The organism is Paenisporosarcina sp., assembly GCF_057785155.1.
This window is the reverse complement of record NZ_JBYNRN010000001.1, coordinates 13,040-35,213: the sequence shown is the minus strand read 5'-3', so window position 1 is coordinate 35,213 and position 22,174 is coordinate 13,040. Positions and strand designations below refer to the sequence as shown.

23 protein-coding genes, 1 pseudogene and 1 other annotated feature are annotated in these 22,174 nt (G+C 36.2%); of the genes and pseudogenes, 12 read left to right on the top strand and 12 right to left on the bottom strand.

From position 1 onward, the window contains the following. Window positions 1-234: 234 nt before the first annotated feature. From AC3EA5_RS00205 to AC3EA5_RS00195, 3 genes are all read left to right on the top strand, one after another. A complete protein-coding gene (locus AC3EA5_RS00205) occupies window positions 235-642 on the top strand; it encodes an organic hydroperoxide resistance protein (protein ID WP_488606551.1) in 408 nt (135 codons plus the stop codon). A 494-nt stretch (window positions 643-1,136) separates the two neighbouring features. Then, the gene (locus AC3EA5_RS00200) at window positions 1,137-1,511 is read left to right on the top strand and encodes a hypothetical protein (RefSeq protein WP_488606550.1); all 375 of its coding nucleotides are present in this window, start codon (window positions 1,137-1,139) and stop codon (window positions 1,509-1,511) included. A 7-nt stretch (window positions 1,512-1,518) separates the two neighbouring features. Beyond that, window positions 1,519-1,899, top strand: coding sequence for a hypothetical protein (locus tag AC3EA5_RS00195; RefSeq protein WP_488606549.1), 381 nt, complete (start codon window positions 1,519-1,521; stop codon window positions 1,897-1,899). 108 nt (window positions 1,900-2,007) lie between these two features. Here AC3EA5_RS00195 and AC3EA5_RS00190 read toward each other — a convergent pair whose 3' ends face one another. The 4 genes and pseudogenes from AC3EA5_RS00190 to AC3EA5_RS00175 all read right to left on the bottom strand — a co-directional run bounded on the left by AC3EA5_RS00190 (window position 2,008) and on the right by AC3EA5_RS00175 (window position 5,582). Further along, on the bottom strand, window positions 2,008-3,750 hold the full coding sequence (locus AC3EA5_RS00190; RefSeq protein WP_488606689.1) for a tetratricopeptide repeat protein: 1,743 nt from the start codon (window positions 3,748-3,750) through the stop codon (window positions 2,008-2,010). 15 nt (window positions 3,751-3,765) lie between these two features. Next, window positions 3,766-3,831 (bottom strand): annotated as a pseudogene (locus AC3EA5_RS00185) (SEC-C metal-binding domain-containing protein); the annotation flags it as partial. A 273-nt stretch (window positions 3,832-4,104) separates the two neighbouring features. Continuing rightward, window positions 4,105-5,088 (bottom strand): GMP reductase, encoded by a 984-nt coding sequence (guaC, locus tag AC3EA5_RS00180; RefSeq protein ID WP_488606548.1) that lies wholly within the window; start codon window positions 5,086-5,088, stop codon window positions 4,105-4,107. A gap of 215 nt (window positions 5,089-5,303) precedes the next feature. Next, a complete protein-coding gene (locus AC3EA5_RS00175) occupies window positions 5,304-5,582 on the bottom strand; it encodes a hypothetical protein (RefSeq protein ID WP_488606547.1) in 279 nt (92 codons plus the stop codon). Between the two features lie 538 nt (window positions 5,583-6,120). On the opposite strand from AC3EA5_RS00175, the gene AC3EA5_RS00170 reads away from it, so the two are divergent. From AC3EA5_RS00170 to AC3EA5_RS00130, 9 genes are all read left to right on the top strand, one after another. Next, window positions 6,121-6,936, top strand: coding sequence for an MBL fold metallo-hydrolase (locus tag AC3EA5_RS00170; RefSeq protein WP_488606546.1), 816 nt, complete (start codon window positions 6,121-6,123; stop codon window positions 6,934-6,936). Window positions 6,937-7,135: 199 nt separating this feature from the next. Beyond that, window positions 7,136-7,627 carry a DUF2975 domain-containing protein gene (locus tag AC3EA5_RS00165; protein WP_488606545.1) on the top strand — a complete coding sequence of 164 codons (492 nt, stop codon included), beginning with the start codon at window positions 7,136-7,138 and terminating at the stop codon, window positions 7,625-7,627. A 10-nt stretch (window positions 7,628-7,637) separates the two neighbouring features. Beyond that, window positions 7,638-7,859: a helix-turn-helix domain-containing protein gene (locus AC3EA5_RS00160; protein WP_394191482.1), complete on the top strand. Its 222-nt coding sequence runs from the start codon at window positions 7,638-7,640 to the stop codon at window positions 7,857-7,859. A 217-nt stretch (window positions 7,860-8,076) separates the two neighbouring features. Further along, window positions 8,077-8,331, top strand: a binding site (T-box leader). Between the two features lie 79 nt (window positions 8,332-8,410). Further along, on the top strand, window positions 8,411-9,964 hold the full coding sequence (lysS, locus tag AC3EA5_RS00155; protein ID WP_488606544.1) for a lysine--tRNA ligase: 1,554 nt from the start codon (window positions 8,411-8,413) through the stop codon (window positions 9,962-9,964). 348 nt (window positions 9,965-10,312) lie between these two features. Beyond that, window positions 10,313-11,479 (top strand): TraB/GumN family protein, encoded by a 1,167-nt coding sequence (locus AC3EA5_RS00150; RefSeq protein WP_488606543.1) that lies wholly within the window; start codon window positions 10,313-10,315, stop codon window positions 11,477-11,479. A 182-nt stretch (window positions 11,480-11,661) separates the two neighbouring features. Then, the gene (locus AC3EA5_RS00145) at window positions 11,662-12,276 is read left to right on the top strand and encodes a TetR/AcrR family transcriptional regulator (protein ID WP_488606542.1); all 615 of its coding nucleotides are present in this window, start codon (window positions 11,662-11,664) and stop codon (window positions 12,274-12,276) included. A gap of 31 nt (window positions 12,277-12,307) precedes the next feature. After that, window positions 12,308-13,780, top strand: coding sequence for an MDR family MFS transporter (locus AC3EA5_RS00140; protein ID WP_488606541.1), 1,473 nt, complete (start codon window positions 12,308-12,310; stop codon window positions 13,778-13,780). A gap of 224 nt (window positions 13,781-14,004) precedes the next feature. Then, on the top strand, window positions 14,005-15,537 hold the full coding sequence (locus AC3EA5_RS00135; protein WP_488606540.1) for a DEAD/DEAH box helicase: 1,533 nt from the start codon (window positions 14,005-14,007) through the stop codon (window positions 15,535-15,537). Between the two features lie 32 nt (window positions 15,538-15,569). Next, window positions 15,570-16,352, top strand: coding sequence for a YqhG family protein (locus tag AC3EA5_RS00130; protein WP_488606539.1), 783 nt, complete (start codon window positions 15,570-15,572; stop codon window positions 16,350-16,352). 80 nt (window positions 16,353-16,432) lie between these two features. Here AC3EA5_RS00130 and AC3EA5_RS00125 read toward each other — a convergent pair whose 3' ends face one another. The 8 genes from AC3EA5_RS00125 to AC3EA5_RS00090 all read right to left on the bottom strand — a co-directional run bounded on the left by AC3EA5_RS00125 (window position 16,433) and on the right by AC3EA5_RS00090 (window position 22,155). Beyond that, the gene (locus AC3EA5_RS00125) at window positions 16,433-17,557 is read right to left on the bottom strand and encodes a DUF4179 domain-containing protein (RefSeq protein ID WP_488606538.1); all 1,125 of its coding nucleotides are present in this window, start codon (window positions 17,555-17,557) and stop codon (window positions 16,433-16,435) included. Window positions 17,558-17,560: 3 nt separating this feature from the next. Further along, window positions 17,561-18,097 (bottom strand): sigma-70 family RNA polymerase sigma factor, encoded by a 537-nt coding sequence (locus tag AC3EA5_RS00120; protein ID WP_488606537.1) that lies wholly within the window; start codon window positions 18,095-18,097, stop codon window positions 17,561-17,563. 269 nt (window positions 18,098-18,366) lie between these two features. Further along, window positions 18,367-18,552: a hypothetical protein gene (locus tag AC3EA5_RS00115; RefSeq protein ID WP_488606536.1), complete on the bottom strand. Its 186-nt coding sequence runs from the start codon at window positions 18,550-18,552 to the stop codon at window positions 18,367-18,369. Between the two features lie 353 nt (window positions 18,553-18,905). Beyond that, window positions 18,906-19,817 (bottom strand): S16 family serine protease, encoded by a 912-nt coding sequence (locus AC3EA5_RS00110; RefSeq protein WP_488606535.1) that lies wholly within the window; start codon window positions 19,815-19,817, stop codon window positions 18,906-18,908. A 139-nt stretch (window positions 19,818-19,956) separates the two neighbouring features. Next, window positions 19,957-20,553: a DUF899 family protein gene (locus tag AC3EA5_RS00105; RefSeq protein ID WP_488606688.1), complete on the bottom strand. Its 597-nt coding sequence runs from the start codon at window positions 20,551-20,553 to the stop codon at window positions 19,957-19,959. Between the two features lie 4 nt (window positions 20,554-20,557). Next, entirely contained in the window at window positions 20,558-21,010 is a 453-nt protein-coding gene (locus AC3EA5_RS00100) for an SRPBCC domain-containing protein (protein WP_488606534.1), read from the bottom strand. A gap of 113 nt (window positions 21,011-21,123) precedes the next feature. Then, window positions 21,124-21,387 carry a YqhV family protein gene (locus tag AC3EA5_RS00095; protein WP_488606533.1) on the bottom strand — a complete coding sequence of 88 codons (264 nt, stop codon included), beginning with the start codon at window positions 21,385-21,387 and terminating at the stop codon, window positions 21,124-21,126. Between the two features lie 99 nt (window positions 21,388-21,486). Next, on the bottom strand, window positions 21,487-22,155 hold the full coding sequence (locus AC3EA5_RS00090; protein WP_488606532.1) for a peroxiredoxin: 669 nt from the start codon (window positions 22,153-22,155) through the stop codon (window positions 21,487-21,489). Window positions 22,156-22,174: the final 19 nt, after the last annotated feature.

The following is a 22,174-nucleotide window of genomic DNA, read 5'->3' as shown; positions in this document are numbered from 1 at the left end:
TGATGAACATAGTGCTCGTCTTAAAAGCCAAGCAAGTGGATTCAACACTTGCTTGGCTTTTTTCAATAAATTGATATCAGTTTTAAAGTATCCATAGACCAGCCAATAAATTAGTTTTGCTCGAAGAAAGAAAATATCAATAAAAAAATGGGGATCAATCCGTAATGTGAATGGGATTGGTCCAAATTCACATAATACGAGAGTACATCACAATAAAATGAGGAGGGAATTTATTTGAAAGAACTTTTTACAGCGACAGTTACGGCTACTGGTGGACGAGAGGGACGAGTCCAATCTGAGGATGGCGTGTTGGATTTAGCTCTGGCAATGCCAGGTGTGAAAAAAGATACAACGAATCCAGAACAACTTTTTGCGGCAGGCTATGCTGCTTGTTTCGATTCAGCTCTGAATTTGGTGGCAGGAAAGGAAAAAATCAAACACGGTGGATCGGAAGTGACTGCTCACGTCACGTTGCATCAAGGTGATGATGGCTATTCACTATCCGTCAGACTGGATGTTTTGGTTCGGGATGTAGAAAAGGATGTAGCCAAACACTTGGTGGAAGCCGCACATAAAGTATGTCCATATTCAAGAGCTCTTGAAGGAAATATTGAAGTGGATGTCGATGGTCGAACGGCATAACTTACAGTTGATTTATTCATATAATTGCTATAGTTACTAGTAGACTAGCAAAATGGATAGTCTCAGATAGCAATGCCTTCCTAGCGAAAACATTAAAAAAGGCCATTAATTTGCTAATTTGATGGTCTTTTTGTTGTTGAAATAGTGATTTCAGTTCAATGAATATACTGATTGATTGATTTATCCCTTAACAGCATTTCATTCAATAAAACGTGCATTCTATAAAATGGTATCTGTGTATTTTACGGTGAAGCATCTGCTATTTCATTAATAGGTATATATTTTGTAAGTCGTCAAACTACTTTCAAAAGTAACGACTTGGTCCTTGATTACAGCATTGTTTGGTTTATCTAGTGAAAAGCTAAGAAATCTTCGGAAATGTGGTTAACTTTAATTGTTGAGGTACATATTATATGAGTGGGATATTTTTTGGCTTTTTTTATGCAAAAATTGTACATAAAAGTGTCGAGTGATATAATAAGGGGGAATAAAACTTGGAACATGAAAAGAAGGTGGAAGAGATGGGAACTATTTTAGATGATAAAATCAACCAATTAGAACGTGAAATGCCCAATCGAAATCGCATCGCACTTTCTAAAATTCGTGATACAAAAGAATGGATTCCGCTTTTGGAAAAATATAATACAATTGAAGTTATTTCTGGTGCTGAAACCGTCGCTCAAATAAATACTCCTGATTTAATTCCACAGTTAATACAAAAAATTAAATTTTTACAAAAAGAATTAGCGAATGCTGAACTTAATAATTTATATGGTTATCGTGTACAAGAAATGGAACCACTTTCCGGTGAAAAATTAGCTGTTGCAGCATCAGATTATTTAGATGAACTGTTGAAAGATAGAGGTTAACATTCTGATGATTAATCATGCTTTATTAAAACAAGCCATTCATGATATTTCATCTATTCAAAATTTGGAAATGAATCCTAAACAATTGGCTGTAGACGTTTATGCTCTTTCTACCATTTTTAAGGATGAAACGAAGTTTGAAAATGTTATAAATTCCGTTATAAATGCGATAATTAACCTGAAAAACAATCCTTCTATCGGCGAAGATTTAAAGTACAATCTTGCTGAATGGAAGTCTTATCATTTTTTCAGTCCTTATCCAATTTACCCGGAAGATGAAGATATGAGATTAGTTTATCAGTCCGTTCTTACGAATATATTGATCCTTGGTTTTGGCCATCGTTATATTCCCTCAGATTTTTATTCCCGTATTAGTAATAGAATATAAACAGCTCAATTCATCCATGATGATTGAGCTGTTTTTTGGTGGAATAGAAATGAGATGCAAATGGATTTTCAACACTCGCTTGGCATTTTCTAAAAATAATTTTTTTTATTACAGTAATCCATAAACTAACCAATACACCAGTTTTGCTTCATCTCGATTTCCCGGTTCGAGGATTAAAGATCGTGGGAAGGATCCAGGATGTTGGCCATCTTTTAATAGGTCTTTGATATATGGGTTGAGTTGGAAGTTTTCAAGTAATTCTTTGCTGACTTTCTGCTTCGTAACTTTCTTTGCAATAGCCAACTCAAAATAATATGAAAAAACATCATCTAAATCAGGATTAATTATGAACAACATGTTGAGAGCTTCTTCATGCAGTCCGAGTTGAATTAGTGCTCGAACAATGAGCCAACGGACACACTGATGATCCACTGGATTGATCTTGAGAGTGGTTTGGAATTGATTCAATGCTTCCTCATACCGGTTTTGAGACATTAGCCAGGTGCCATATGAAAAACGAGCTCTTAAATAAGGACGATTCAAAACGAAATTCCAAGCTTCATCAAATGATTCGTCCAAATTTTTGGAAGCTGCTCTAATCGCTTTCAAATAATGATTTTCTATAAGGACATTGTCTTCAGATTGCTCGGCTTTTAACAGGTGAACATCCGCGATATCTGAATCGAGCTTCTCAGCATTCAATGTAAACTCATGACGTTTTTCATCTGAATTAGCTTCATAAGCTTGGTAACATAATAGCTGAGCGTGTTCTTGATCATTGACAGGCTTGTACTGCGCATTCATATCATCATTCATAAATGTATTAAGAGACTCTAATGTGTCGAATGGTTGGTGTTGCGTTCTCATCACCATTTCCCACATGAATCGTTCCGTGGCCCGAGGATCTGTACCCATTTCGGTAACAATAGAAGGTCTACCATAAAGTTCTGGTTCTTCAGATTCTAATTGTGCAAATTTCATCACTACGAACTCGGTCATTTGATCTCGATACTTTACTAAAGTTGTCGAAGACACGTTGAAATGTGCCGCTATTTCTTTTTGAGTTATGCGAGTAGGCTCAATTAAACCAAAGTCAATCGCTACTTGAATCGCACCTGCCGCAACAGCACTCGCTTTCTTAGCTTTTACTGTTTGTTCAATTAAGAACGCAGTTAGAATGTTCATAACCATTTCTTGATTGTACTGATATTGAATTAGGAATTGGTTGGCTAAGTCTAGTACTTCTTGTTGAAACGGTGTGAAATCAACGTTATTTCTTTCTTTTACAAACAACTGGTACATGTCTAAATAATTCGGTTCAGAGCCTTTTAACTTTTGAATGAGTTGATCAACAAGATGTGAATCAAATTCAGGAATGAAAATCAATCCATCTGTTCCGATAAGTCCTTTTGGACCGCGTCTCGAATCGGGCATTACTATACCAAATAACCATTTCCCTATGTGAGATTCTTCTTCCACTTGATCTCCGTTAATTGTATGCGTTTCGCCAGTTATCTCACTTCGTAATGTCACTGAATGACCTGTTTGAGTGACTATTTTACCCAGTAATAAAAAAGGATGCTGCCACTGATTCAAAACTTCAATTATTTTAGAGCGTCTTTGCTTGCCTATTTGTTTTTTTATATAGTTTGTCCATAAGTCTCCATTTTCAAAGTATATATAAGTATCCATCGCCAGCACTTCTATTAACTGAGGTTCAAAGACGTCGCGAAGAGCAGAAGTCCAGCTACGAAGACGACTATCCATAACCCCATATTCTCGCGGACTGAGTCCTTCTTCAGCAAACCCAGCGATAATAAGATCAAGTTCTTCATCAATCATTACATTCATATCAATGACATTCGTTTTCCCGCAACACTTCTTATATTTCTTTCCGCTACCACAAGTGCAAGGGTCATTCCGACTTACCAAAGTACTTCACCTGCTCTCTGTTTTAGATAATGAAATCGTAACATAAATGATCATGTTCCAACTATTTATGACTTTCACTAGTTACTTGCTAGTATTCTCGGTAATCAAATAGAAAGTTTAGACGTATGGTTAAGTATTATATTAATAAGAACGTAATATTGACGGGTAAAATATCTTATAGGGGATTCCATTCAGAAAAAAACGAGCAGACCCATATTTGGTCGGCTCGTCTTGTTGTTGTTGCATTCAAACTCTAAGGAAATAACTGCATTATTAATATACTTTATCCCCATTAAAGATCGAATTCTTAACGATTACATAGTCTACTGTAGTAATGGCTTCTAATGTGTTGCCACCTGCATAGGAAATAGATGATTGAAGATCTTGTTCCATTTCGATCAATGTATCTTCCAAAGCACCTTTATGCTCGACAAACATTTTCTTGCCCTCTACATTTTTCTTTTCACCTTTTTGGAATTCCGAAGCGGAACCGAAGTATTCTTTAAAGAGTTTGCCATCTTTCTCGAATGTTTCACCTGGAGACTCTTCGTGTCCAGCAAATAGTGAACCAATCATGACCATGGATGCACCAAACCTTACTGATTTCGCGATATCTCCATGAGTACGGATGCCGCCGTCTGCAATAATTGGCTTCGTTGCTGCTTTTGCACACCAACGTAGCGCCGCTAATTGCCAACCGCCAGTTCCGAATCCAGTTTTAATCTTCGTAATACAAACTTTCCCTGGTCCGATGCCAACTTTAGTTGCATCTGCACCTGCATGTTCCAATTCTCTCACTGCTTCAGGCGTTCCAACATTCCCTGCAATCACAAAACTCTCAGGTAAATGTTTCTTAATATGCTGAATCATCTCGATGACTGCATTGGAATGGCCATGTGCAATATCAATGGTAATGAACTCAGGTACAAGTTGTTCAGTAGCTAACTGTTGTATGAAGGCGTATTCTTCCTCTTTCACGCCAACGCTAATAGAAGCTATTAATCCACGAGACTGCATATCTTGAATGAAAGAGACGCGTTTCTCTGGTTGAAAACGGTGCATGATATAAAAGTAACCTTTTTCTGCTAGGTAGATCGCAATCGTTTCATCAATAATAGTCTGCATATTGGCAGGGACTACAGGCAACTTAAACGTATGTTTACCTAAAGTCACCGTTGTATCACATTCAGAGCGGCTATTTACTACACACTTCGCTGGAATTAATTGAATATCTTCGTAATCAAATACGTTTTCCATCATTTACACCCCTAAATCCGAATATTAAAGTTTTGTTTTTTAAAAATGTTCGTCTATAGGGTAATTTATAACATATCCACTCGCATGTCAAAGCTTTTTACAAATCCACATGATTAAATTTATTGATATTCCAAAATTGAAAAAGTCCGCTTTTTGTAAAAATGCACCCAACCAATACACACTAAAAGTTTGGTTGGTGCATTTTTATTTCTAAACTACTCTTTCTTCGAGGTGTATTGGAGCGATGTTCTTTTACCTTTCAACGATTTGGAACCAATCTCTGCAAATTCGCGAGCGAGTTCTGCTTTAATATTATCTGGCTCGATTTTTTGTTGAGGAGATTCGTTTAGAACTTTCAAAGCTTTAGTTCCTATTTCTGCAAACTCACTAGCAGTTTCTTCTTTGATACGACCTGGTGCGATTTTTAGGCTTTTTGGAGACTGAGGTAAAGTTTGTTTGCTATTACTATGGGATTTGTTATCATCTCTGCCCACAATGCATCATCCTTTCTAAATTTGGTTCGTATTAGTTTGTCTTAGGAAATCATATTCATGTAGAGAAATTTTTAAAAAATTAGTGATACCAAATTATTGTAAAAATTTATAAATAAGGTTCTTGATTAACGGTAAAATTCAGATGGAAGATGGAAATTTCAGGGCTAACGAATTGATATGAGAGAAATTAAAAATCTCGCCAGATGGAAAAGGAAAGGATGAAATGAAGTGGTCACATTTTTAGAAAACCTACAGGATTTAACATCTTTTTTGTATTTATTTCAAGCATTTTTTTTCACAGACAACTCAAACTAACTAAGTGGAAAAGAAAACTTTCTAAAGGCGAGATGACCATGTATGTCATTACTTCACTTGCAATTCCTATTTACGGCATTACTTATTTTGTTCTTTTACTTGGAACATAACCTGCACTATTCTGCCCTATATAAAGTTAGAACGGCAAATAATTAATATGAATACTCATTCATTTTATGGTAAAGTCTTCTATACAGAAGGTTTTTTAAAGGGAGCGGGATTCATGATTTTTAAGAAAAAGGTGGAGCAGTCCGAACAAAATGGTGTTCAAATGATTAATGGCACCATCGCATTTCAAGGCGTTAAGCTAAATGTGTACAGCTTTTTGTCGGACGGTGTCTTAATTGATACCGGTGCAAAGTCACTCGAAAAGGAATTCCGCCCATTCTTTGACCGACACGAAATCGATCAAGTTATGATCACCCATCATCATGAAGACCATACGGGTGGAGCGGCTTATCTACAGCAGTTAGGAAAACCAATTTATATGAATGAGCAATTTATCACTAGCTGTCAGTCGAAAGCGAACTATCCGTTATATAGGAAAGTGTTCTGGGGAAAACGAGACCCATTTCAAGCGAAGCCGATGATGAGTACTTTTACGAACAGAGGGACAACATGGGAGTCTATTCACACTCCTGGCCATGCAGCAGATCATATGGCTTTTCTGAATAAAGAAACAGGACAACTATTCACCGGCGATCTATATTGTCAAGATCGGACAAAAGTAGTTCTTCGAGATGAAAGCATTCCAACGCAAATCAATTCCCTGAAACGAGTCCTTGCCTACGATTTCGAAGAGGTATTTTGCAATCATGCAGGGTATCTAAAAGACGGCAGAAACAATCTCAATCGTAAACTCGATTATTTGCTTGAACTACAAAGTGAAATTTTTGTGCTCCATAGTAAAGGGTTACAACCAAAACAAATCAATAAAATCCTCTTCCCTCAAAGATATCCCATTTTGTATTTTTCAATGGGTGAGTGGGATTCGTTACATATCGTAACGTCGGTTCTTAAGGAAGGATTGGCTAATTAAAGATTCACTTTGGTTTGAAATTAAATAAGTACAAGCTACAGAACATTTCTTTGTCATGAGAAATGTTTTTTTCTTTATTAAAAACGGGAAGAATATTTAATTAACAATAAGAATACAATTAAATACAACAATAATTTATTGTAAATCGATAAATTATTTGTTAAAATCAAATTGAAAATAAATTAGTGAGGTGCTTTTTATGAAACGCGGAACAACACTCTTTTTAAAGATAGCTGTCATTTTTATTGGTATTCCGGTTCTAGCTTTGTGTCTCTTTTTATTGCCTCAGATTGCGTCTGAAGCTAATGAAGCAGCTGAAAGAGGTTCGGATGTTGCCTATGTGGTATATGGCATTCTTTTGATCATGTATGTTTCCACTGTCCCATTTTACTTTGCTTTGTATCAATCTTTTAACCTCTTAAGCTATATTGACAAAAACCAAGCTTTCTCCGAGTTATCAGTAAGAGCTTTAAAGAAAATTAAAAATAGTGCTCTTATCATGAGTGGCTTGTATGTACTAGCACTTCCATTCGTCTTTATACTAGCAGAGATCGATGACGCACCTGGTCTCGGACTAGTGGGAATGGTGATGATTTTTGCTCCATTAGTCATTGCTGTCTTTGCTGCTGTACTTCAAAGACTTCTACAAGAAGCCATCGATATAAAATCAGAAAATGACTTAATGGTCTGAGGTGAAAACTATGGCAATTATAATTAATATTGATGTGATGTTGGCAAAAAGGAAAATGAGTGTAACAGAACTATCGGACAGGGTTGGAATAACGATGGCGAATCTGTCTATATTGAAAAATGGAAAAGCAAAAGCGATTCGATTATCAACTTTAGAAGGAATTTGCAAAGCATTAGACTGTCAGCCTGGAGACGTTTTAGAGTACAAAAGTGACGAATATATTCAAGAGTAATAAGGTTGGAATATAAATTTATCACCTAACGGTCACTGCGATTGACACTTCAAAAGAAGTTCGTGTTAATGAAAGTCTCGTCTGATGCAACGAAACGATTTTCAAAGAATGATTTTCAAAGAAAATCAAATTAGCTAAAGGTTACGGATGTATAACAACTTTTTACAAATTTGTTTGTAATACAGAAATCATTTTGCTAATATCATTATTAATAGTTAAACGAGCGATGAAGAGACGAGTAAATAAAACAGAACTTTACAGAGACCCCCGGATGCTGAAAAAGGGGGAAGTGACTTTTATTGAATAAAACCTCTGAGCTTCGTACGGAACTAAGAATTTCTTAGGGATGCTACGACGGTTTCCTCCGTTATTGGGATAGGGTATCACATTATTTGTCGTACCTGATAAGGCTTGTTGAGTAATCAATAAGCAAAACTGAGGTGGTACCGCGAATTCAACTCTCGCCCTCAAGATGAAAATCTTGAGAGGTGAGAGTTTTTTTTATTTTCTAGCATGAAGTGATTAAACATTCTATAAAAGAGGTGACTGATATGCATTGGGCATACCAAATGGCTGAAAAATTAATTGAGAAACACCCAACAAAAGAGGTCTTTACATGTGCTTCGGGAATTAGTCCATCTGGTTCTGTTCATATAGGCAACTTCCGTGAAGTTGTGACTACATATTTTGTAGTGAAAGCATTAGAGGGTATGGGCAAAAAGACAAGGTTTATATTTTCATGGGACGATTTTGATCGTCTAAGAAAAGTTCCGCTAAATGTATCTCCCGACTTCAAGTCGTATGTCGGCTTACCTTATTCAGAAGTCCCAAGTCCTTTTGGGAAAGGATCCTATGGGAATCATTTTGAAAAAGAATTTGAGTCATCTTTGGACCAATTTGGTATCTTCCCAGAATATATCTATCAGAGTACTGAATACCGGTCTGGTCGATATGTACCCTATATCTTAATAGCAATGAAAAAAAGAAAAGAAATCTATGATATTCTCATGCGCTTCAAATCCAGTAAACCGTCTGAAGAAGAGCGAGAAGCTTTTTATCCAATTACGTTGTACTGTGACATGTGCGGAAAAGATACAACGACTCTAGGTGCATTTGATGAAGAATCTTCAAAAATTAACTATACATGTTCTTGTGAAAACAGTGGATCTGAATATGTATCAAGTAGCCGTAAAATAAAGCTCAACTGGAAAGTGGATTGGGCTATGCGTTGGATGGTTGAAGAAGTTGTGTTTGAACCCGGAGGAAGAGATCATTCTTCTGCAACAGGGAGCTATAATGTTTCAAAAGTAATCGCTAAAGAGATTTTTAATTATGAGGCACCAGAATATGTGGCGTATGAATTTATAGGATTAAAAGGTACGAGTCAAAAAATGTCCAGTTCCTCTGGCAACGTCATCACGCCAACTGATTTATTGAACATTTATACACCCGAACTGATCCTTTACTTGTTTGCGAAATATAGACCTAGTTCCGCTTTTAACATTGGGTTTGACGAGGAAGTGTTGCGGAACTATTCAGAGTATGAGAGACATTTAGCTCGTGCAAGAGGGGGAGATGAAAAAGACGAAGTTACGATACAATCCCTTGAATTAATCGGAGCGGAACAATGTTCGAAAAGACCTAATTTCAATCAAGTAGCAGGGATATTTCCTCTCTTAGATTTTAATGAAGAAGTATTGTTAACAAGCTTAAAAGAAACTGATCAAGAATATTCAACTGAGGAAATTAAAATAATTAGTGATCGAGTTGCTTATTGGATTAATCATTGGAACCCACACCGTTCAATAAGAGTAAATCAAGAAAACAATTACACTTACTATGAAAGCCTTACAAAAGAACAAAAAGAAAGAGTGAGTCAACTCGCGAAAGTCATTTCCGATGATTTAGACTTAAAAGGAGACACGTTTATGAGTGCAGCATATGCAATTTGTCGCCAAGAAGACAAAAAAAGAATGCGTGAATGTCAAAAAGAGTTGTTCCAAAATACGTATCAACTAGTTTTAAATGAAAATAGTGGACCAAGATTACCGCTTCTAATTAGTGCGGTGGGAAAAGATCAAATGGTTAAATTACTTACTTTCTAACAGCACATTATATACATCAATCTTGTTATAAGATGTCGTTCTACAGTGATATTTAAGTTGTATTTACGTTTATTTTTTTATATATAGATGGAGCAAAATCGTGAAGACTCGAGCGGAAAAAGCGAAGTACTGATATTAACTCGGACGTTAAGTCCGAGTTAGTTCGAAGCATCCTTGTAAAGTGCAGCAATTTTCTGGAGTATCTTCAATCATATTAAACCTAGCTAATAATCAAAAGATGTTTGAAATTTCTCACAGTCTACTGCATTATTAACAATAGACAGTCTTTTCGTAATCAAGGATGATCGGATTGCGTAGAAGAAATACATTCTATGAAGGAAGTCACTTATGTTAGAAGAAAATATCACACGGATTCATATAGACGGAAAAGAATTAATCCTAATCGGTACCGCACATATTTCGAGACAAAGTGCTGAACAAGTAAAAGAGGTTATTGAAAGAGAAAGACCCGATTCTGTATGTATCGAATTGGATGAACAGCGATATCAATCCGTTATGGAAAACAACAAGTGGAAAGAAACGGACATTTTTAAATTAATTAAAGAGAAGAAAGCGACATTACTATTAATGAATCTAGCCATCTCTTCTTTTCAAAACCGTTTAGCAAAACAATTTGATATCAAGCCTGGCGCAGAAATGATTCAAGGTATTGAATCGGCAAAAGAAACGGGTGCAGAGCTGGTCTTGGCCGATCGCAATATTCAAATTACCTTTTCTCGGATCTGGTCAAATCTTGGCCTAACAGGGAAAGCACAACTTCTAAATGGTATTTTCTTTAGCATTTTCAGTAAAGAGACAATTTCAGAAGATGAACTTGAAAAAATGAAATCTCAAGATACGTTAAACGCGGTTCTTGCTGAATTCACGGAACATTTTCCGAAGCTAAAAAAGCCTCTAATTGATGAGCGAGATCAATACTTAGCTCAAAAAATTAAAAATGCACCTGGTGAAAAAGTAGTCGCAGTACTTGGCGCAGCACACGTACCAGGGATTACAAAAGAAATTCATAAAGATCATGATTTAGATGCTTTAACAACTATAGCTCCTAAATCCATCGTACCAAAGCTAATAGGCTGGGCCATACCTATATTAATTCTGGCCATCATTGCCTATACATTTATAACCAACCCTGCAGCAGGATACGATCAAGCGATCAGTTGGATTATTTGGAATGGTGCACTTGCTGCCATTGGAGCTGCGGTTGCTTTAGGTCATCCGCTGGCCATTTTGTCAGCATTCATTGCTGCTCCATTTACTTCACTAAACCCCTTAATCGCAGCGGGATGGGTTTCGGGACTTGTTCAAGCCTCTATTCGTAAACCGAATGTTGGAGATTTTGAAAGACTATCCGAAGATGTATTTTCCATTAAAGGATTTTGGGATAATAAAGTAACGCGTGTTTTGCTGGTCATTGTTCTTACCAATTTAGGCAGTACCCTAGGAACGGTTATTGGTGGTGCTGATGTCATTCGCGTATTTTTCAATAGCTTATAAATGGAACCTATAATGGCAGCCCTCACAAGTCTTGTATTTAAGACTTGGCGGGCTGCCTTATTTTGAATCTCTACATGACACCTTGTCATATTTCAATTGCATTGTGACAAGGTGTCATATATAATGTAAACTTAGTTCGATATGACAAGGTGTCACTTATGTGTAGATGGGAGTGTTATAGGTTGCCAAAGCAAACCTTTTTTAATTTACCAAAAGAAAAAAGAGAATCATTAATTTCAGCTGCGATGAAAGAATTTTCTCGCGCTCCTTTAGCAGAAGCTTCTATTGCAAATATTATTAAAGATGCTGCCATTCCAAGGGGTAGCTTTTATCAATATTTTGAAGACAAGGAAGACATTTTTTACTTCTTGCTTGAAAGATATTCAAGTACGCTCAATCAAAGATTTCGATCAATTTTAGTGAAAGAAGACGGTGATCTTATTCCAACTTTTATCGAATCTTACAGGATGATGCTTGAGAGCATCCAAAACAAAGAGTTTCGCTATTTTTTCAAAAATGCTTTTTTAAATATGAATTATCGAATAGAAAATACAATATCAAAAAGTATATCCGAAGAAAAAAGGAACAGCCGATTTGCAGAAGTAGCCAAGTTAGTGAACATGGATCTTTTGAACATTCAACATGAAGCGGAATTGTTTCATGTAGTTAAGATTATTAGAGCTGTGACTTTCCAAAACCTAATTCAAGTTTTTGCACTCGAGTTATCGATGGAGGAATCCATTAAAAATTATACACTCGACCTTCATTTGATTAAAAACGGGGTCTATAAAAAGTGATCGACAATAGATGTAGTACGGAGGAATAAAAATGACAGAGCAGAAAAAACCACCTTATGGCATTATCGCCATTTTGTTTACCGGGGCATTTGTGGCGATTTTTAACCAAACGCTTTTAAATATCGCATTGCCTTCGATCATGACGGATTTAAATATAAAAGATGCATCAATCGTTCAATGGCTTGTGACAGGTTATATGCTAGTGAATGGGATTTTAATTCCAGCGAGTGCCTATTTCATTCAACGTTTTTCAAATCGATCTATTTTCATATTAGCGATGTCATTATTTGTTCTCGGAACGATTATCGCTGGTTTTGCACCGACTTTTGGTGTGTTACTTGGGGCTAGAATGGTGCAGGCAGCGGGTGCGGCTTTAATGATGCCGTTATTAATGAACGTCATGCTAGTTGCATTTCCCGTCGAAAAGCGTGGGGCGGCAATGGGGATATTTGGATTAGTGATGATTGTAGCTCCAGCCATCGGACCAACACTTTCAGGTTATATTGTTGAACATTACTCATGGAGAGTGCTGTTTTTCGTGGTCTTACCGATTGCTTTGATTCCATTATTATTAGGGATATTTAAGCTAAAGAACTTAACCTTCCAAAACAGAGAAATTTCGCTCGATAAACCTTCACTCGTCCTTTCGAGTCTAGGATTTGGTGGGATCTTATATGGGTTTAGTGCGGCTGGACAAAATGGATGGAGTGACCCCTATGTTTTAGGGACAATCACGATTGGTGTCGTATCTCTCGTGGTATTCATTCTTCGTCAACTGAAATTAAAAGAGCCACTACTGGAATTTAGAATTTACAAATACCCAATGTTTGCTTTATCATCGGCTATTTCAATTGTCTTATCCATTTCCATGTTTTCGGCGATGATTTTAATGCCGATTTATGTTCAGACGATTAAAGGAATCTCACCATTTGATTCCGGTTTACTCATGTTGCCTGGAGCTTTGGTGATGGGCTTTATGTCACCAGTCACAGGTAAACTATTTGATAAATACGGAGCAAAAGTTCTAGCTATTACGGGGATGGCAATTGTTACTCTTTCAACTTATTACTTTAGTGAGTTAAGTGTAGAAACAACTTACCTTCATATCATGTTCCTTTATACCATTCGCATGTTAGGCATATCCATGGTGATGATGCCAGTTATGACGAACGGTTTGAACACTTTGCCAATGAAAGCTTACCCACATGGCACAGCGATGAACAATACACTTCAGCAAGTGTCTGGAGCGATTGGTTCGGCGTTACTAATAACAGTTATGAACACACGAGCAACTTCTGCAGCCGGCGATTTAGCGAAGAATGGTACCAACCCAGCGGAAATCATGAATGTTTCCCTAATGGAAGGAATCAACTATACCTTCTTCATCTCTACATTCATTGCCGCAGTCGCTTTAGCGTTAACATTATTTATTAAAAAACCAATCAGACAAGTTACGGAAGAAGAGAAAGACCAAGTGTATAAACAAATTCCTGTCGAGGAATAAAAAACGTGAAAACTTAATATTCAACAAAAAGGAGGATCAATTTGAAAGTGAATTGATCGTCCTTTACTTTTTGCTTTATTCTTTGAATCCATGTATTAAAACGAGATTTTTTCCAAGAACGTGATCAACAACTAGGCTTTATTATATTTATTTCACGAAAAAAACATAGGAACTTCTTTTTGGGACAAATTATAAAAAAGAAAACGATGTTTGAGGTGAAGTTTATGATCATAGATAGGTCATCCGAATGGAAAGAAGGCTTAATCGAACGTTTAGAAAATCGTGAAACATGGGATAACTGGACGCTTTATCAGATGAATTATGAAGTGGTGAAAACCAATTTAATTTCTGATTTTAGCGGGTTGCAATCACCCAAGTACTTGCCGAATCTAACACCACTTAAACATCAGTTGGATGTGGCGGAAACGGTTATAGAGCGAATGAATGGAAAAGCGATTTTAGCAGATGAAGTAGGTCTTGGTAAAACAATTGAAGCGGGTTTGATATTAAAAGAATATCTCATTCGTGGTCTTGTGAAAAAAGCGCTCATATTAGCCCCGGCATCACTAATCAATCAATGGGCAGAAGAGTTGAATCAGAAATTTTATATTCCGGCGATTCCTTATAGAAAAAACACGTCATTAGACCATTACAATGTCGTCGTGATGAGTATGGATACGGCGAAGAAAAGCCCACACAAAGAACATATTTATGCACAAGATTACGACATGATCATTATCGATGAAGCACATAAACTCAAAAACCATAAAACGAAAAACTACGAGTTTGTTCAAGGTTTAAAGAAGAAGTTTTGTTTATTATTAACAGCCACACCGATTCAAAACAATGTGTTTGAATTATTTCATCTTATTTCATTACTAAAACCGGGGCATCTAGGAAATTACGAGACATTTCAATCGTCATTTTCTGCAAGCAAGCATAACTGGGAACACGATGAGTATTTGAAAGAATTAGTGAATCAAGTCATGGTACGTAATAGAAGGCAAGACACTGGGATCGATTGGACTACTCGTAAGGTGCAAACCATTCCAGTTCAGTTTACCCAAGCGGAACAAGAAGTGTACGACTTAATTTTAGAGCTAAAACATATCTCTCCAGTTTTTTCGGGTGCCTTTTCGATGATTACATTGCAAAAGGAAATGTGTAGCAGCAAAGAAGCGACCTATTTAACGTTAAATAAAATGCGACAAAAATGTACCGAACCGAAAGAGATTGCCCATGTAGAAGAAATTATTCAAAGACTTATGGTGTTAGAGATCAATGCAAAAGCAGAAAAAGCGTATGAAATAATCAAGCAGGCAAATGATAAAGTCATTCTCTTCACCGAATATCGAGCGAGTCAAGTTTACTTACAGTGGTTTTTACATCAAAAAGGGATTACCAGTGTTCTATTCAATGGTCAGTTCAAGAAAAGCAAACGAGATTGGATGAAGCACTTATTTAAAAATCATGCGCAAGTGCTGATTGCGACTGAATCAGGTGGGGAAGGAATTAACCTTCAATTTTGCCACCATGTCATCAACTACGATTTACCATGGAACCCGATGAAGCTCGAACAACGAATTGGACGTGTGCACCGATTAGGACAAGAACATGATGTGCATATTTACAATTTAGCCATTGAAAACACCATTGAAGACGATATCTTAAAATTGCTTCACACTAAAATCGATGTCTTTGAAAAAGCAGTCGGTAATCTAGACGATATCCTATCGTCATTCAAACAATCGATTTAAGGACTTTAAGGGGCATCTGAAGGAGGAGTTACATGTACCCCCAACAAATTCATAGCTATTTACACGACTTTTTTAAAGAAAATAATTGTCCAATTCTAAATAATCACCCACATTACATGACGGTACAGTTAACCGTTGATATGGATAAACGAATTATGAATCGCCCGTTTTATTGGAGATATCAAGAAAGTACAGGGGCAGAACCAAATCCTGCTCAACTAACGTTTATAACCGATCAAAATAAATTATCGGAAGATGTAAAAGGGGAAGTCATTCACTTTGGTTCCCCGCGACTCAATCAAATTTTCCAAGTAACAAATGAGCTAGGTGCATTTGTTCAGATGTATGAGAGAGTAACACACACACCTGTGACAAAAACCATTTTAAATCCGTGGTTGGGCGTGAATTATCTCGTCTCTTATTACAGCGATCAGACGAGAGAAATGCTCTTTTCACTTGGCATTAACTTAATGACAGGTCGAATAGTGGATCAGTTTCAAGAATCACTCATTAAGTTGCAGTTGGATACGATCATGTCTGATGGCGCTTTTACATTGGATTATTTTATTAAACCCGTGCGTGGACTTGAACGATTAGACGCAGCCATTGATAAATATATTCAAAACGATGATCATTCATGGGCGGAAGAAGCGAATAAGAGATGGCAAAAGGATCGAAAGGTTTTGGAGTATTTCTATGAAGGTGTAGAAGACAAACCGGACTGTTATGAAATGGAGAAAAAAGCAATGAACGAACAATACAAAGCGAAGATTAAAGTGGAGATTGTAAATGGTGGATTGTTTTATTTGAAATAGGTGTGAATTTAAAGCTCAAACAGAAAAAAGGTCCACTTAGCAAAAAAGCTAGGTGGACCTTAAAGAATAGTGTCTTTAACCTAATCCTTATTTATTGGTACTTGAATGGATTCAATAGCGTATGGTTCCATAACGGGCACTAGAGGACCCTCGCCTTTTGAATTAGGATTAGCCACTCTATACACATGCACGATTGGCGTTATAGTGAGAGTTGTCACAGCATCATCCACTACATTCGTCGTAATTCTTGGATAACTTCTATGATTCACATTAAAATCTGTACTATGACCAGTGTCCCGGTAATGAACATACTTGTATTCTTTTCCTAAATTATCGGATATTAAGTATTCGATTGAAACAGCTCTCAATTCTTGCTCTTCTTGTGAAACTATTCGCTCGTCTACTAGTTCCGACAGATATATGGTAGAGGAAACTGGAGTTTGTGTTATTTTTGTTACGCCTACTTCAATCCCTTTATCCTCAGAGAAGACCTCACTAGGAACATATTTTTTTGTTTTAGTATTTAACATGTCTAATGAAAATTGGAAAGACCAACTTCCTAACGTTTCTTGATGAGTGTTATTTAAATTAAGTACAGAATCTCCCTTCCATGTAAGGTGAAGGGCGTCTGGTTTAGACCCTTTTAGTAATTGATAGATATAGATAACAGCGTATTCATGGTCATTGATTTTTTCTACTATATAATTTTCAAAATATCCATTATCCTTATAACGACCTCCGAATTCTTCCACCAATAGTTTTCCTTTTAAAACAGGTCTCTCTCCTAAATCTTTTTCACTCGTAATCGTATAGGCAATTGTAATGTTTTCTCCATCATATACTGCATTAGTTGCCGTAATACTAACCCCATTACTTTCTCGTGTTACCCCTATATCAGTCGAATGATTATCATATTCCTCAAATACATAATTTTCATCATTCCCGAATAATGCAAATATGTTATTAATAAGTGGTACCTTTGTTGCTAAGGCAGGGAATGTAGCACTTAATGTAAAACTAGAAATGACAATCAAGGACGCTACAGCTATTAAAAAAGAATGTTTCTTTTGCTTCATCGACTTCGTTGATGCTATTTTTTTAAACACTTTTTTTTGAATGCGATTTCGTTCCATTGCTGAGAGTGGCATTTCTTCAAACTCACTTACGTTTAGTTTTACATCATTTAACTCTTTAAAAATGGACATCTTTCACACCTCACCCTTCACTAAAATAGTTTTCAACTTTTTTCTGCCTCTAGAAAGCTTATTGTGAACCCAAGACTGCTTTACTTTATATTCCTTGGCAATTTCGTTTGTTGGAACACCTTCTAAGTAATACTTTTCAAATATCGCTCGTTCAGTAGCGCTCAATGTATTCAATATGGAAGATAAATCAACTCCACTAGGCTCGACCATTGATTGAGTATATACATGTTCATCTAACCCAAACTTACTTCCAAATCGCTTTGTTTTTTCAGTTTTGCGGATATAGTCAATCGCTCGATATTTGGCGATTGCAGCAATCCATTGCTTGAACTCGTTTTTTGTGGGATCAAATGAATCAATATGAAACCAAATCGAAGTTAAGACATCTGCGAAGCATTCTTCAATATCTTGTTGATTGCCATTCAAATATCTTCGAATAATACTATTTAGCAGACCTTCATAATTATTTATAAGATAGGAAATAGTCTTTTCATTTTTAATGATTAATTGTTGTACAACGTTTTCATTTGTTATCTTCACTTCAACCTCTCCCTGATCATTTTTGGGTACCTTGCCTATTAATACGTATATAAAATAGAAAACCTATCAAAAAGTTAAAATATTTTGTTTAAAACGTTAAAACATCCATACATTCCCAATCTTAGCTTACACGAACTATTTAGGCATCATCAAAATTTTGTCAATATGAATTTAAATTGCTGATTAGTCCAAGATAATGAAAAATCGGCATCCAACTGTACTGCTAATTGGATGCCGATTTTGGTATTAATTTAAGGATCTTTTTTCGATTAAGCGCAACATTCAGCTTGGTGAGACTTAGTACGAACGTTAAACACTTTTTTCATAAGTTCTAATAGACTTACTTGATCTTTGTTTATACCTGCTTGGCGTGCATATGACGCTTTCTCCATTTGCTGATTTAACTCCATTTTTCTTGCTTCCATCACGTGTTGCATTTCGTAAAAACTAAACATAAAAATCATTCCTCTCATTTTTAAAATTTGTAATTTGCAAGTATAAAATATGCTTGTTCCGTGTCAATAAGAATTGAGTCATGAGAGTTAAAAAAACTTGGTGGAGTCGATAAGAAAATATTTTCTTTGATTACTTAGGAAACTGGACTTGATGTCAATGCCGATGTTTTTTTACCTCTTGATATAGTTATATGCTAAATGATTGCAAAATGCAACTAATAAATAAAGTTTTTTTAAAAATAAATGGTTTATTAAAATTTGCGTCTTAACGATAATTTTTGGGTGAAAATTATCGTTAAAGGTTCTGATCTTTGCTGAGGTCAACAAAACTAACTATACAGATTTTGGCCATCTTACTTGCTATTCAATTCTTTGATTACTCTTACAGCCTCATCAATACTATTGACGGGTAAAATCTGGATGGTTAATTTGTTTTCTGCTTTTACTTTTTCAGCTTCTTCCAAATTTGCAGCCGGTAGAATGATAAATGGGAAGTGGTTATGCTCGGCTATCACCATTTTTTCCTCAACCAATCCAACTTCCTTAACATCTCCATTTCGCTCTAAGGTGCCCGTAACGCCAAATGTGAGTTTGTTTTCTAATTCGTTTTGATAAATTAATGCAGAAAGACCTAAGGCTAACCCTGCGCTAGATCCATCCGAATTCTCTCTACTCAAAAATTCGTTAATAAATGAAATTTCTCCTTGAACATACCTTTTCACGTTTTCTTCCATTACAAGGAAATCATCTTGAACTAAACCGAATAACTTTAGTAAGTCATTTGTTCTGCTAATGTATTTGATTCGATTAGTAACTTCATTGAAATTGAAAATTCGATTGTTCTCACTTTCTAAAGAAAAAATAATATCTTTCTTATTGTGAGAGTCTTGAATGTCATAGACTTTCACGGCAAGGATATTTATGCCGGAGCCTTTCAAAAGTTCTTCAGGGTCATTGTATCCAGTCACTGCATAGGTATGAGATTCATAACCAACAAGCATCAATTCATAACCGAACATCATAGTCAAAAAGGTAAATACAAAGATTATGTGAAGCCTCTTTACTTTATTTCTAACAAAGATGATGAACAGAATTAAACTAATGACCATCATCACAAATATGATGGCTAAAAGAACAAAAATAGTAATTAAATCCAATATATAGGCAACTAATAGTGAGGAATGGATTAAAATGATGATTACGATGCTATTCAACAAGACTAAACGTTTGCTGTACTTCTTAATTTTACTCTCCTCTAGTTCCATTTCTCATCAAGCCCCTATTTTTGCAGGATTTTAACGCCTGAAATTTCTATTATGTAAGGTACGCACGAGTTGTAGTAAATATGTTCATATCCCAAAACCCCCACTCGTCTAAGGTTTTCAGATGAGTGAGGGTTTAATTTTAGTTATTTAAATGTCTAACGGCATTCGGATTAAAACCTGCTGAGCCAGATGGCAACAACTCAAATAAGTGCCAAGGAGAACTATAGTTATCTCCAGGTCCAAAGAAATCGTTAGCAACTAAGTAGATTTCATCAGTAGGGGTTTTTCTAAATACAGAAACGCCAGGATACACTTGTCCGTCTATGAAAAAGCCTAGATCTTGTTTAAAGGTATTATTTTGCGTGGAGATCATTTTAAATTTCCAGTCTCTTTCTTCCGCTAGTGTTGCTTGAACCTCAGACGAATCTGGAGACGCAAGAACGAAAGGCGCTTTGTGAGCTAGGTAATGATAGACGCCATTAAATCCGTCTGCCCACATGGTGCAATAGGAACACGATTTGCCCATGTTTTGAATGACAATGAGTTCATCTTTTTCACCAAATAAATCAAGAAGTGAAATGGATGTTCCTTCTTTCCCTTCAAACTCGTAATTTTGGACGAGCTTATGTGGCTCAGATTTTCGTAACTCTTTAATGCGTTGTTTTTTTTCAGCAATTTCTTTTTCAAGTTGCTCAATTTCTATTGTCGCATTCATCCATTTCGGCTCCTCTCGTATGATTCTAAATAAATACTTCCATCGTTTTTCCGCTTTCTAGGTAAGTCTTTAAATTACTTAAAATAAATGGCCAGCCATTATTAACTCCTCTAAAAGTATCACTTTCTTCTACGTAATCCGCATCTAACAAATTCTTGTGCATTAATGTCAACTTTACTATATGGTTATCCATTTCTTGTAATGAAAACGAGACAATCGTTGGTACCTCGCGCACAGTTTCGTCACCAACACTTTCCCATGTATACGTCATTTCTTTATTGTGCTCATAGCTCAATATTTCTCCTGAGTCCGTTAATTCGCCTCTGAAATATTCGACACGAGAGCCCACTTTCCAATCGGACTTAATAGCTGTTCCAAAAAAATATTGTTCCGTGTGTTGAGTGTTTGTTAATGCATCCCACACTTTTTCTGCGGTTGACGATATGTACATAACATATTGAAAAGTAGATGAGTTCATATAAATCCTCCATTATTCGTTGTATATGTATAGTTCGCTTTCGAATGAATGAATCCTTTAAATCTGCAAATAAAAAAGAAAAGTCATCAGAATAACCATTCTTCAGCCTTTTCCTATTTAGACTTCATACTCATGATGATCATAACAATCCCGCTAAAAAGAAGGATGCCTTTCTTTAATGATATCTTTTCTGAGAGCCCTGATAATCCTATTCCTGTTGTAACGATTAAAATGACAGGTCCCACTAACGCGAGCATAGTATTGATATAAAAAGCTTTTTCTAAATCATTATATTTTAACATCAACATGGCAGCGGTTATTTCAATACTTCCAGAAATGAGTCTCAATGCAATCATAAAAAAAAGTGCCTTTTCCATTAACCCAAACACCTAGTCACCCTCTACGATGGATTCATTACTAATTATATGTAGAGAATAGGCGTTATAGGTCATGCAAAGACACACATTTTACATACATCATTCATCTAAAGGTTTATAACAGAACCACCAGTCTAAACACTGGACATCCCCTTGTTGAGCTTCTTCTACTCGTTTCTCTACAGCCATTACAGTTCGTGGCGGAGGAATAATTACCTGACTTCCTAAGTACGAATTGTTTGGCCAGTTTACAGGTGTTGCTACTCCGTTTTCTGAAGTGACTTGTAAAGCCTTCACAACTCTTAAAATCTCATCAATATTCCGACCGACACTCGGAGGATAATTTAACATTAATTGGATGATTCCTTTTGGGTTCACAATGTACACGGTTCGAACGGTTGAAGAGCCTAAGTTAGGTGATATCATCCCTAATTGCATCGAGAGCTTTCCAAGCTGATCCGCGATAATAGGAAAACTGATGGATACATGAAAATGATCCCGAATCCATTCCATCCATTTCATATGCGCAAAAACATCATCTAAAGATAAGCCGATTAATTGTGTGTTTAGCTTCTTAAATTCATCGCTTTTAAGTTGAAACTCTACAAATTCCGTTGTACATACTGGCGTAAAATCACCCGGATGTGAAAATAGCACAAACCATTTCCCTGCATAATCATCAGGCAATGTTAGTTTTCCTAATGTGGATTCAACCTCGACATGTGGAAATGGCTCGCCTAAAAGAGGTGGACAACCTCGTTCTTTCATTCTACTCGTTCCTCCTAAA